This window comes from Mycobacterium sp. 012931 (assembly GCF_000419295.1).
GTDB lineage: Bacteria > Actinomycetota > Actinomycetes > Mycobacteriales > Mycobacteriaceae > Mycobacterium > Mycobacterium marinum.
The window spans coordinates 2,900,578-2,912,877 of record NZ_AOPX01000001.1 but is presented as its reverse complement, the minus strand read 5'-3'; the positions used below and the strand labels follow the sequence as shown (position 1 = coordinate 2,912,877).

Below are 12,300 nucleotides of genomic sequence, written 5' to 3'. Positions count from 1 at the left end.
AGTATTGCTACCGCTGCACCGAGAATCGCTCCCACGCGGACTGCCGGGTGACGCCAAGGGCTTCACCAACTCTCGACCACGTCACGCCACGGCGACGCAGCTCGGCGACCCAGGCCCGCAAATCCGCCTCGACCTGACCAGCTACCACCGCAATTCGCGGGATGTGACTGAGCATCTGCTGATCATTCATCGACTCCCACATCGGCAGCCGAACCTCATGCGGTCTGTCGCGATACGTGTCCATGATCGCCGCGGCGGTCGCCACGCACTCGTTGCAGATCTGCACCCCGGCCCCGGCCACCAGCATGTCGATCTCGGTGTCGGGCTTTGCGCAGAATGAACACCAGATCTGCGCAACCGGCGTTGGGTGAGCACTCAACACAACACTCCCACTCCGTCAGGAACTTCCTTACACGATACGTCGTCAGGTAGTGGGAAGCGCCTGACAAGATAGTGGGAAGCCGAACTAAGTATTGTGGGAACATGGGGCGCGCACAGATCATCCACATCATCCGCCAATTCGGAGCGTTGGGAGTAGCCGCAGTCACCGCGGTGTCCACGCTGAACGCGCATAAACCCTTGGCACGCAAGGGATTCCTGTCGATTTGGTCGTGGATGTTCGGCCTGGTCGTCACGGAGTTTCCGTTGCAGACTATGGCCAGTCAGGTCGGCGGGCTGTTGTTGACTGCCCAACGCCTCACTCGCCCGGTGCGGGCAATCTCGTGGCTGGTGGCAGGGATCTCGGCATTGGGGTTGTTGAACTTCAATCGGGCAGGCCACCGGGCCGACATCACGCTCAAGGACGCCCTCGACAGTGGCCTGGGGACCGATCGCCGTGCCGGCTCGGCCGGACTGTGGCACCGTCCGGCCGGTCCCGGCACCGCCAAGGCCCCGGGGCCACTGCGCATGTTGCGCATCTATCGCGACTACGCGCACGACTCCAACATCTCCTACGGCGAATACGGCAGCGCCAACCATCTCGACATCTGGCGGCGTCCCGACCTCGATCTCAGCGCCAAGGCGCCAGTGCTTTTTCAAATCCCCGGCGGCGCCTGGACGACAGGAAACAAGCGCGGGCAGGCCCATCCGTTGATGAGCCATCTCGCCGAGCTGGGCTGGGTCTGCGTGGCGATCAACTATCGGCACAGCCCGCGCAATACCTGGCCCGACCACATCATCGACGTCAAACGCGCCCTGGCCTGGGTCAAGGCGCACATCGCCGAATACGGGGGCGACCCCGACTTCATCGCCATCACCGGCGGTTCTGCCGGCGGCCATCTGTCATCGCTGGCCGCACTGACCCCCAACGACCCGCAGTTCCAGCCCGGCTTCGAGGAAGCCGACACCCGAGTACAGGCGGCCGTGCCGTTCTACGGCGTCTATGACTTCACCCGTTTCGACGACGCGATGCATCCGATGATGCCCGGGCTGCTGGTGCGATCGGTGGTCAAGCAGCGCCCATCGGCCAACCTGCAGCCATTCATCACAGCGTCGCCGGTCAATCATGTGAGCGCCGACGCACCCCCGTTTTTTGTGCTGCACGGCCGCAACGACTCACTGGTTCCGGTCGAGCAGGCCCGCGCGTTCGTCACCGCACTGCAAGGTGTCAGCACCCAGCCGGTGGCCTACGCCGAATTACCCTTCACCCAGCACGCATTCGACATCTTTGGCCCGCGCGCGGCGCATGCCGCCATTGCGGTTGAGCAGTTCCTGGCCGAGACCTACGTACGCCAACAACGATGACGGCTACATATCTGCGCTGGGTGGCCGAAGGCGCCGTCAAGCGACTGGTCGACGCATATCGGAGCACCGGCGCCGATCTGCCTTTCGGTGACCCGTTGCCATCACATGGGCGCGAAATGGAGGGCTGGTTCTGGCGCCTCACCGATCGCGCCTCTGGCCGCGTGGTTGTCGCCCTGTGCAGCGTGAACCAGCACCCGGACGGGGACTGGGCCACGGTCGCGGTGGCGCTGCACCCCGGTGATGTTGTGCGCAGCGTCGCCTTGGACGACGCCAACGCGGACTCATCCCCGTTCTCGGTACATGCCGGCGATGACGACACGGCCCGGGTGGTGGCCGGCACCGATCGACTCCGCATCGACATTGACGACGTTCATCTAGACCTACACTTCAGTGATCCGGTCGAATGGCCCAAGCCGTTCGGGGGCGGTGGACTGTTTTCTTCCATTCCGTTCCTCAACCAGTACTGGCATCCCTACCGCCTCGGCGGGAATGCCAGTGGCACAGTGGGGTTCAATGGCGAAACCTGGTCATTCGACTCGGCCCGGCTCTACTGCGAACGCAATTGGGGCACCGGCTTTCCCGAACACTGGTGGTGGGGTCAAGCGCACGATTTCGACAACGCCGACGCCTCGGTCGCATTCTCTGGGGGCCTTCTTCAGTTCGGTCCAATCCGCCAGGATGTCACCGGAGTGGTGGTGCGACTCGGCGACGAGGTGATTCGCGTGACGCCCCCCGCGGTAGTGCGTTCCCAGATCACCGACGGACACTGGCGGGTGCGCGCCTTCTCACTGCATTACCAGATCGAGCTGGAGGGCGAAGGCGCCGGCAGCGGTCCGCATACGCTGCCCGTGCCAGTGCCAGCCCAACGCCACAACGTCGACACCGACTTTGAGCACCTTGCCGGGCGACTCCATTGCGTCGTGCGCAAATTCGGCCGGGTGGTGTTCGGCGGCACCTGCGGGCTGGCAGGTTTGGAGGTCGGCAGCCGCCCGAGCTAACAGCCGCACGCTGCGTGGCAAAACGGCTGGTGCAAAAGCGGATTCATTCACTCATTCGGCACCACGGAACAGCCACTGCGCGGCGGACGGGATGCCTGGCCAACGGCCATTTCGGCAGCTCCCGAAGCCAGTAATCCGATCGCGCCAACCACGAACCACTGGCAGCCGAAATCGCTAGGGTGGGCCACGTGAAACTACTCAGCCCGCTGGACCAGATGTTCGCACGGATGGAGGCGCCCCGCACCCCGATGCACATCGGGGCGTTTGCAATCTTCGACATGCCCAAGAATGCACCGCGGGGCTTCATCCGTGACCTCTATGAGGCGGTCTCACAGCTGGCATTTCTCCCCTTTCCGTTCGACAGCGTGATCGCCGGCGGCCCCTCCATGGCCTATTGGAAGCAGGTGCAGCCCGACCCGAGTTACCACGTCCGGATGTCCGCACTCCCCCAACCCGGAACCGCACGCGATCTTGGCGCCCTGGTGGAGCGACTGCACTCGACGCCACTGGACATGACCAAGCCACTGTGGGAACTGCACGTCATCGAGGGTCTGGAAGGCAAGCAGTTCGCCATCTATTTCAAGGCCCACCACTGCGCGGTCGACGGCATGGGCGGGGTCAACCTGATCAAGAGCTGGCTAACCACCGATCCCACCGCCCCCCGGGTTCGGGCAAGCCGGAACCGCTCGGCGATGATTACGATCTGGCCACCGTGTTCGCCGCCACCACGGCCAAGCGTGCGGTCGAGGGCGTTTCGGCGGTCAGCGAGCTGATCGGAAAGATCATCAGCATGGCACGCGGCGCCAACAGCTCGGTACGAGCGGCGCTCACTACCCCGGGCACACCGTTTAACACCCGGATCAACCGGCATCGCCGGCTGGCGGTCCAGGTGCTCAGCCTGCCCCGGCTCAAGGCGGTGTCCAGCGCGACCGGTACCACCATCAACGACGTGGTTTTGGCTTCGATCGGCGGTGCGTGCCGACACTACCTGCGGGATCAGAGCGCCTTGCCGAAGAGCAACCTCACGGTGTCAGCGCCGGTGGGCTTCGAACGTGACGCCGACACGGTCAATGCCGCGTCAGGTTTCGTCACCCAGCTAGGCACCTCGATCGAAGACCCGATCGAGCGGCTGACCACGATTTCGGCATCGACCAGCCGGGGCAAAGCCGAACTGCTGGCGTTGTCACCCAACGCCCTGCAGCACTACTCCGTGTTCGGCCTGCTGCCGATCGCGGTGGGACAAAAGAGCGGAGCGCTGGGCATCATCCCGCCCCTGTTCAACTTCACCGTCTCCAACGTGGTGCTGTCCAAGGAGCCGTTGTACCTTTCCGGCGCCAAGCTGGACGTCATCGTTCCCATGTCGTTCCTGTGCGATGGCTACGGCCTCAATGTGACGCTGGTCGACTATACCGACAAGGTCGTGCTCGGATTCCTCGGTTGCCGCGACACCCTGCCGCATCTGCAACGACTGGCGCGCTACACCGGCGAGGCGTTCGACGAACTCGAGACCGCAACAACCACCGCCTAGCCGGATACCCGAAAGCTCCTGCCAGCGCGACATTGCCGTCCCCGACCTTGGATTGCCATATAGAACGGTATGGTGGACTCATGACGGCCGGCATTACCGACACATTTGTGCACAGCCTCGCACAGCGTGCACACGAGGCCGAAAAACTTCGGCGCTTGCCCGCGGCCACCGTCACCGAACTGACCGCGTCCGGGTTCCCCGACTTGCTCAAACCGGCCCGCTACGGCGGGCAGCAGGCCGAGTTCAGCGCAATTTTCGACCCGGTGCGCCGGATGGCGCACGGGTGTGCCTCAACTGCCTGGACCGCGGCGTTTTACGCCTTGCACAACTGGATGCTGGCCCTCTTCGACGAGCGGGCACAAAGTGAGGGCTTCACCACGACACCATTTCTTGCCCCGGCGCCGTTGGCGCCCACCGGCCGCGGCCTACCCGCCGACGGGGGCGTCCGGTTGAGCGGACGCTGGTCATGGGCAACCGGCGTGATGGACGGCAATTGGATCATCGTCGGCACGTTGTGCGGTTCCGACGATGCGATCTATCCCGCCCTGGCACTGTTGCCCGCCAACGACATTCGGATCATCGACGTGTGGCACACCGACGGGATGCGGGCCACCGGGTCCAACGACGTCGTCATCGAGGACGTCTTCGTACCCACCTACCGGCTGATCAAGGTCACTGATATCTACGCTGGCACCACGCCAGGCTCGAAGGTGCACGAAGCGCCGGCATACCGTTGGCCGTTGGTGCCCGCCCTCGCTCTGGTCGCTGCCATGCCCGCGCTGGGAGCGGCCGAGCACGTCGCGGACGTCTTCACCGCGCGGCTGGGCGAGCGGATCCTGGCCTACGAAGGCGCCAAACAACAGGACAAACCCGCCGCGCAAGTCCGAGTGGGCGAAGCCCGGGTCCGGCTGCGGGCATTGCACGGTCTGCTGGCCGACACCGTCGGGCGAATCGAAGACATCCTCGCGACCGGAGACCGGGTACCGCGTCCGGTCCGCGCCGATGCCCGCCTGGCGGCCGCCCACATCGTGCACGAATCACGTGCGGTGATCGGCGAGTTACTTGAAGCGTCGGGTGCCAGCGCACATTTCCTGAACAACCCTCTGCAGCGAGCCAAACGCGACGTTGACGTGATCAGCGGACACGTCGTCTTCGACTACGACGTCAGCCGAGAACTGGCCGGCGCCTTGGCGATCGGGCGCAAGATCTCCCCCGTCGCTATGGTGTGAGTGGCCTAGCGTCCGGCCAGGCGATCGACATCGATGACTTTGCCGCGGTTGATGCTGACCCAATCGCGCCCATCAAGGTACGGGCGCAGACTCTGCCCGATGAGCTCGGCATCGGCCGCCGACTTCGGCCGCTGCAGTTCGTAGACGTGCGGCAGCTCGGCCATCCCGCTGACCACATTCCACAGTTTCAGGGCGTCAGCGCCGGTCGGAGGGTCTACCAGCACCGGCCCAAACAAGCATTGCCCGTCCATGAAGAGCGTCGGCACGCCGTATCCATTGGCGTCGACCACTCGCTGATGCTCGGCACGGATCTCGTCGTGGGTGCTCGGATCATCAAGCGCTGCATCGACAACCGCCGCCTCCACGCCGATGTCACCAAGCAGGCGTCGCGCCACCGCGGGATCGTGTGGCTTACCACCGAGCACGTGCAATTCGTGCCCGATCGCCTCATACCACTGGTCCAGCAACGACATGTCCGATCGGCGCAGCAGTGCGCCGATCCGCATCAGCGACCAGCCGTAGGACCAGTCCCGCTCCCAGGGGTGCTTCTTGCCTTCTGCCCGGTTGATCTCTTCCAAGCTGAAGAACCGCCAATTGATGGTGATTCCCAACTGCGCCCGGACATCGCGAATCCAGACCGAAGTCTGGTAGGCGAACGGACACATCGGGTCAAAGTGGAAATCCACAACGGTGTTCATCACGCTTGACCTTTCCAGCGGGAAACTCGCGACCATGGGTCCTGCCACCGGTTGCGGTTCGCGACTCGACGCTGCTGCCCAGCTTAGCGAGGACACATTGGTGCGGGTAGGCGCGCACGCACCAACGCAGCGCCGCGGCGGCGACTACTTCACGGTCACCTTCGCGGTGAAGGTACACGTCGGAGTGTTGTCGCTGCCTACGAAACTGGCATAGCCGGTGGTGATCGTGGTTGTGCCGGGCTTGAGCGCCGTGAATGTCCACACTTCGGTTCCAGGCGCTCCGATCACGTCGGTATCCGGCCGGACATACCGATGACTGATCTGATTCAGCACGGTGGGATCTCCGATCGTCGCGTCTTCGGTCCAGCGGTAGGGCGTGGTGTAGTTGGATCCCAGGGTCACCAGGAGTGTGTCGCCGACCGAGAGCGTGATGTCACGCTCGATGCTGCTCTGCTTCAACACCTCATCCATCGAAACGTCGATGGTCTTGGTAGCCGGCGACCGACCGCGATGCGAGCAGCCGGTGCTGCCCATCACCACCGAGAGAATGAGCATCGCAACGGTCACCATGAGCTTGAAGTTCATCTACACCACCCTTCGATCCGGGTTCGCAGCTTAGTCCCCCGGTGCTCCCGGTGCGGCGAAAGCACGCTGCGTGCGCCGCCGCAGTGTTTGTATCGGCCGAGGCGGGCAACGGCGTGCTCCAAGATCAACCGCGGGACTATCAACGCCCGGAATCGATTTCGCCGCCAGTCAGGATCGGCCCACGATCCCACCCTTTGGCTCCGGCACAGACACCGGCACCTGGGCTAGCGGGGTTTCAGACATTGCTTGGTGTATTGCACTGGCCACAAACAACTTTCACAGCAAGGCGAAAACACCGCACACCAGCCGGCGCCGCCAATCGCACCCCGCGTTCTCACGATGGAGTTCGTGCTGGCCGGCAGCCGTTTCCCAGGGCGGCCAACTCCGGCGCGGCGGGCGCTACGTTTACCCGGACGCACGGCGCCTGCTCCGGTAGTTTCGATCCGTGTTTGGCATCATCCGGCCCTGCCGCCATCGGCTAGGCCGAGAACTCACGGCCGCCTGGCGCGCCCAGTTGTGCGGGCTGTGCCTGGCGCTGCGTGACGACTACGGTCAGGCCGCACGGATCGCCACCAACTACGACGGGTTGGTGGTATCCGTACTGGTCGAAGCGCAGTCCATGACGCCTGCGACCCGGCGAACGGCCGGACCTTGCCCGTTGCGCGGGATGCGCCGGGCCGACGTCGCGACCGGCGAATGTGCGCGACTGGCCGCCGTGGTCTCGTTGGCGCTGGCCGCAGCGCGAGTGCGCGACCACATCGAGGACCGAGACGGCGTTGTTGGTGCGGCACCGATACGACCCACGGCGCGGCGCATCGCGCAGCGATGAGTCCGCCAGGGCACGGATGCCGGGAACGCGCTGGGCTTCGACACCAACGTGCTGGTCGCCGCGATGGACCGACAGGCCGATCTGGAGGCCAACGCCGTTGCGGGCAGCTCACTGTTACTGGTGACCGAGCCCACCGAGACGGCGGTCGCCGCGGCATTCGAGCACACCGCGGTGTTGGCGCAGCGCCCCGCCAACCAAGCTCCGCTGCGCGAGATCGGCCGCCTCTTCGGACGGATCGCACACCTGCTGGACGCCGTCGCCGACTACCACGACGACCTGGCGCGGGGAAAGTGGAATCCGCTGACCGCGACCGCAACATCCATCGCAGCGGTCCGCCCCCTTTGTGACGACGCGCTGCTGGGTATCGAACTCGCGCTGGCCGACGTGGACTTCACCGACGGAAGGCTGGCCCGGCGGCTGTTGACCCGGGAGGTGCGCCACAGCGTATCGCGCACGTTCAGCCAGCTCGGATACCCGGGGTACAAAGCGACGCCGCACGGTCGGCAGGAACCGATCAACTTCGGCGCCCAGCCGATGAGCGCCGGCCCCTACCCCGGACTACCAGGCGAGCCTGCACCCAACCCCGACCAAAGCCCCAAGCGGGGGTGCTGGAACACCTGCACCGAAGACCGCTGCTGTGACTGCACCTGTGATTGCTGCGAGGGCTGCTGCGACGACGACTGTTGCTGCGATTGCGGTGATTGCGGTGATTGCTGCGACTGCGGAGACTGCTGCGACTGCTCATAGCGCGACCACCCGCCAATCCGCCTGACCGCTGCGCCGACAGCGATCACCCGCCCGGCGCCTGAGCGAGCACCTGGTGCGTACGCGAGGATGGTCTGGTGTTTGAGCTTGTCGTCATCGTCGCGCTGGTGGCCACCGTGGTCATTGGCACCGTCCTGGGACGCCGCTATCGCGTAGGCCCCCCGGTGCTGCTCATTCTGCTGGGCGCGCTGCTGGGCCTGGTCCCTCGTTTCGGAGATGTCCAGATCGACGGCGAGATCGTCCTGCTGCTGTTCTTGCCCGCGATCCTGTACTGGGAGAGCCTGAACACCAGTTTCCGCGAACTTCGCTGGAATCTGCGCATCGTCATCATGTTCAGCATCGGCCTGGTGATCGCGACCGCGGTGGCCGTGTCGTGGACGGCGCGGGCGCTCGGCATGGAGTCCCACGCCGCCGCGGTCCTCGGTGCGGTGCTCTCCCCCACCGATGCCGCCGCCGTGGCCGGTCTGGCCAAACGACTGCCGCGCCGGGCCCTGACCGTGTTACGCGGCGAGAGCCTCATCAATGACGGGACCGCGCTAGTCCTGTTCGCCGTGACCGTCGCGGTCGCCGAGGGCTCCGCCCAGCTTGGACCGGCCGCCCTGGCCGGCCGGTTCGTGGTGTCCTACCTCGGTGGCATTGTTGCCGGGCTGCTGGTCGGCGGACTGGTGACAATGCTGCGCCGCAAAATCGATGCACCGCTCGAGGAGGGAGCCCTGAGCCTGCTGACGCCGTTCGCGGCGTTCTTGCTCGCCCAATCCATGCACTGCAGCGGTGTCGTCGCCGTGCTGATCTCGGCTTTGGTTCTCACCTACACGGGTCCGCGAGTGATCCGGGCGCGGTCGCGGATGCAGTCCTACGCCTTCTGGGACATCACCACCTTCCTCATCAACGGGTCTTTGTGGGTGTTCGTCGGCGTTCAGATCCCCGGTGCGATAGACCACATCTCCAATGTCGACGGCGGACTTCGGCGCGCCACGTTCATCGCACTCGCTGTCACCGGCGTGATCATCGCGACCCGAATCGTCTGGGTGGAGGTGACCACCGTGTTGGGGGTCGCGCTGGACCGCTTCCTGAAAAAGGACACCCGCCACGTCGGCTTTCGGCAGCGCTGCATCACCAGCTGGGCTGGATTCCGCGGTGCGGTGTCACTCGCCGCCGCGCTCGCGGTTCCCATGACCACCCACAGCGGCGCCCCGTTCCCGGATCGAAACCTCATCATTTTTGTCGTATCCGTCGTCATATTGGTGACCGTGCTGGTCCAGGGCAGCTCGCTGCCCGCGGTGGTCCGGTGGGCCCGAGTACCCGGGGACGTTGCGCACGCCGACGAAGTTCAACTGGCCCGAACCCGCAGCGCCGAAGCCGCCCTCGAGGTCCTGCCGGACGTCGCAAGCGAGCTCGGGGTGAGTCCGGACCTGTTGAAACGGCTGACCAAGGAATACGAGGAGCGCGCCACGATCATCCGGGAAAACGGCGACGATTCCGCGCCCAGCGACCTCGCCCAGCGCACCGATCTGGTCCGACGGGTGCGTCTTGGGGTGCTCGAACATCAACGCCACGCCATCACGGCGCTGCGCAACCAGAACCTCATCGATGACATCGTGTTGCGCGAAGTGCAAGCCGACATGGACTTGGAAGAGGTCCAGCTACTCGACCCCGTCGAACATGATTGACCGTAGATAATTTCCTGGCAGGCAATTTTGCCCGATGGGCAATTATCCACTATGCTCTTGCCGTGCCCGACGATCACCCGCCGACAGGTCTGCGCCAGCGCAAGAAGGCCGACACCAGACGGGCGCTCAGCGACGCAGCACTGGCACTGGCATTCGAACGCGGGCTCGAGAACGTCACCCGCGAAGACATCGCCAATGTGGCCGGGGTGTCGCTACGCACCTTCAATAACTACTTCACAGGCAAATATGAGGCGCTGGCCTACCGGCAAACCGAACGCATGCGACGCAGCATCGCGGCGCTGCGAGAGCGCCCCGCCGGCGAACCGCTCTGGACCGCGATCGCGCACGCCGTACTGGAACCGCTGCAGGCCGACCTCCACGAAGCCACGGCGGACGAGGACCGACTCCCGAGCCGTGGTGAGCTTGCCGAAGTCCGAAAATTGCTCATGAACCCGCAAATTCGCGAAGGGGCCTCACGCGAGCTGTTGGAGGATTGGCGCGACGCAATCGCCGAACGCACCGGCACCGACCCCGAGAACGACATGTATCCAAGGTTGGTGGTAGCAGTGGTGCGCGCGGTCGGCGACGCGGCAATGGATACTTACGCGACGGCCGATCCACCAGTGGCCATCACGGAGTTGATCCGGGCGGGTTTCGCCTCCGTAGCCGCCGGAATGCCCGAACCCGCCAAACCGGGGGAACAACGTGGTTGACGTGGCGGCCGATGTCGTGATCTCCGGCGCCGGACCAAACGGGCTGATGCTGGCCTGCGAACTCGCGTTGGCCGGCATCCGGCCCGTGGTACTCGACAAGCTATCCGGACCCAGTGCCGAACCAAAGGCCAATGGTCTTGTTGGGCAGGTTGTCCGGATGCTGGACATGCGGGGCCTCTATCAGAGTTTCAGCGGCGATGACAGTCCACCACAACCGGCGCAGGGCTGGATGTTCGCCGCCATGCCGCTGAGCTTCCTGGGCCTCAACGACAATTCCCTCTACACAATGCTGATGCCACAGCCCAGACTGGTGCGACTGCTAGAACAGCGGGCTAGCGCTCTTGGTGTGGACCTACGTTGGGGAGATGAACTCACCGGGTTTCGCTGCGACTCGCAATCCGTTGTGGCGGAGGTGTCCTCACCACAGCGCAGCTACGAAATCAGCTCCCGGTACCTGATTGGCGCCGACGGAGGCCGCAGCCTGGTGCGAAAGACGCTGGGCATCGAGTTCCCCGGATGCACCTCAGCCACCGTCGGCAGGCTGGCGCATGTGCAGCTTCCCGACGAGTTCCGCACCGCGGACCGTGCTGTCGAGATTCCAGAATTCGGTCGGCTTCCATTCGGGCACAGCCGTTTCGACCGTGGTGGGGTGATCTTTGCCGAGTTTGAACCGGGCCGGTCCATGCTGGGGACCATCGAGTTCGGTCCCCCCGTCGAGGAGCGGCCGATGTCGTTGGCCGAACTGCGCGAAAGCGTGCAGCGGGTGCTCGGCGTCGACATCCCCCTGAAAAGACCCAAAGGCCCCGGCCCCCACGCCCTGCGCCGCATCAACGGACAGAACACTCGACACGCGGAGCGATATCGTCGCGGGCGGGTATTGCTGCTAGGCGACGCCGCTCACGTGCACAGCCCGATGGGCGGCCCCGGCCTGAACCTGGGTCTACAGGACACATTCAACCTGGGATGGAAACTTGCCGCCGAGCTCAACGGCTGGGCCCCGGATGGTTTGCTCGACACCTACGAGTCCGAACGTCACCCGGTGGGCGCTCGAGTCATGATGCATTCGCTGGCCCAGACCGCGCTGATGGCCCCCGGGCCCGAAGTCGGCGCCCTGCGAGAGCTATTTGGCGAGCTGCTCACCATTCCCGAAGTCACCAAACAGATGGGGGCGCTGCTGGCCGGGTCGGACCTCATCTACCCCGTCGGCGACGAGCACCCGCTGTCCGGGCGGCTGGTTCCCGTACTGACCACCGATGATGGACGACGTATCGATGAGCTGATGTGTGGTGCTCGTCCACTACTGATTGACCTCGCAGACGGTGACGCCGCGGCTGCGGCACAGGGCTGGGCCGATCGCGTCGAGATTGTGCACACCTCGATCGCCGATCGTCCGGCCGCCGCGATGCTGATCCGGCCCGACGGCTATGTCGCCTGGGCAGCAAACGCATTCGACACCGGGGCCCGAGGCAGCCTGCGGGACGCGTTGCAACGCTGGTTCGGCTCGCACCTGGGCGGCTGACCTCCGCCCGGCGACGCCGCTCG

12 protein-coding genes and 1 pseudogene are annotated in these 12,300 nt (G+C 65.0%); 10 read left to right on the top strand and 3 right to left on the bottom strand.

All coding sequences use genetic code 11. From position 1 onward, the window contains the following. Nucleotides 1-7: 7 nt before the first annotated feature. Entirely contained in the window at nucleotides 8-382 is a 375-nt protein-coding gene (locus MMSP_RS12915; protein WP_020786959.1) for a ClpX C4-type zinc finger protein, read from the bottom strand. A 101-nt stretch (nucleotides 383-483) separates the two neighbouring features. Between MMSP_RS12915 and MMSP_RS12910 the strand changes: the two genes are divergently transcribed. From MMSP_RS12910 to MMSP_RS12895, 5 genes and pseudogenes are all read left to right on the top strand, one after another. Further along, nucleotides 484-1,743 (top strand): alpha/beta hydrolase, encoded by a 1,260-nt coding sequence (locus MMSP_RS12910; protein WP_020786958.1) that lies wholly within the window; start codon nucleotides 484-486, stop codon nucleotides 1,741-1,743. Then, nucleotides 1,740-2,741, top strand: a complete 1,002-nt coding sequence (locus MMSP_RS12905) for a tocopherol cyclase family protein (RefSeq protein ID WP_020786957.1) — start codon at nucleotides 1,740-1,742, stop codon at nucleotides 2,739-2,741. Before MMSP_RS12910 ends, MMSP_RS12905 begins: the two co-directional genes overlap by 4 nt. A 215-nt stretch (nucleotides 2,742-2,956) precedes the next feature. Further along, a pseudogene (locus MMSP_RS29825) lies at nucleotides 2,957-3,636 on the top strand (wax ester/triacylglycerol synthase family O-acyltransferase); the annotation flags it as partial. Continuing rightward, nucleotides 3,631-4,269, top strand: a complete 639-nt coding sequence (locus MMSP_RS29820; protein WP_369797352.1) for a WS/DGAT domain-containing protein — start codon at nucleotides 3,631-3,633, stop codon at nucleotides 4,267-4,269. The pseudogene MMSP_RS29825 and the gene MMSP_RS29820, both read left to right, overlap by 6 nt. 80 nt (nucleotides 4,270-4,349) lie before the next feature. Continuing rightward, entirely contained in the window at nucleotides 4,350-5,498 is a 1,149-nt protein-coding gene (locus MMSP_RS12895; protein ID WP_012395073.1) for an acyl-CoA dehydrogenase, read from the top strand. 5 nt (nucleotides 5,499-5,503) lie between these two features. On the opposite strand, the gene MMSP_RS12890 is transcribed toward MMSP_RS12895, so the two are convergent. Continuing rightward, nucleotides 5,504-6,196 (bottom strand): DsbA family protein, encoded by a 693-nt coding sequence (locus tag MMSP_RS12890; protein WP_012395074.1) that lies wholly within the window; start codon nucleotides 6,194-6,196, stop codon nucleotides 5,504-5,506. Nucleotides 6,197-6,340: 144 nt separating this feature from the next. Beyond that, nucleotides 6,341-6,781, bottom strand: a complete 441-nt coding sequence (locus MMSP_RS12885) for a protease inhibitor I42 family protein (protein ID WP_012395075.1) — start codon at nucleotides 6,779-6,781, stop codon at nucleotides 6,341-6,343. A gap of 445 nt (nucleotides 6,782-7,226) precedes the next feature. Between MMSP_RS12885 and MMSP_RS28425 the strand changes: the two genes are divergently transcribed. From MMSP_RS28425 to MMSP_RS12865, 5 genes are all read left to right on the top strand, one after another. Next, nucleotides 7,227-7,610 carry a DUF5685 family protein gene (locus MMSP_RS28425; protein WP_020786954.1) on the top strand — a complete coding sequence of 128 codons (384 nt, stop codon included), beginning with the start codon at nucleotides 7,227-7,229 and terminating at the stop codon, nucleotides 7,608-7,610. Between the two features lie 48 nt (nucleotides 7,611-7,658). Next, nucleotides 7,659-8,357, top strand: a complete 699-nt coding sequence (locus tag MMSP_RS28420; RefSeq protein WP_020786953.1) for a hypothetical protein — start codon at nucleotides 7,659-7,661, stop codon at nucleotides 8,355-8,357. 95 nt (nucleotides 8,358-8,452) lie between these two features. Further along, the gene (locus MMSP_RS12875) at nucleotides 8,453-10,045 is read left to right on the top strand and encodes a Na+/H+ antiporter (RefSeq protein WP_020786952.1); all 1,593 of its coding nucleotides are present in this window, start codon (nucleotides 8,453-8,455) and stop codon (nucleotides 10,043-10,045) included. A 62-nt stretch (nucleotides 10,046-10,107) separates the two neighbouring features. Continuing rightward, nucleotides 10,108-10,758 (top strand): TetR family transcriptional regulator, encoded by a 651-nt coding sequence (locus tag MMSP_RS12870; RefSeq protein ID WP_020786951.1) that lies wholly within the window; start codon nucleotides 10,108-10,110, stop codon nucleotides 10,756-10,758. Next, nucleotides 10,751-12,277 (top strand): FAD-dependent monooxygenase, encoded by a 1,527-nt coding sequence (locus MMSP_RS12865; protein ID WP_015356318.1) that lies wholly within the window; start codon nucleotides 10,751-10,753, stop codon nucleotides 12,275-12,277. Before MMSP_RS12870 ends, MMSP_RS12865 begins: the two co-directional genes overlap by 8 nt. Nucleotides 12,278-12,300 lie beyond the last annotated feature (23 nt).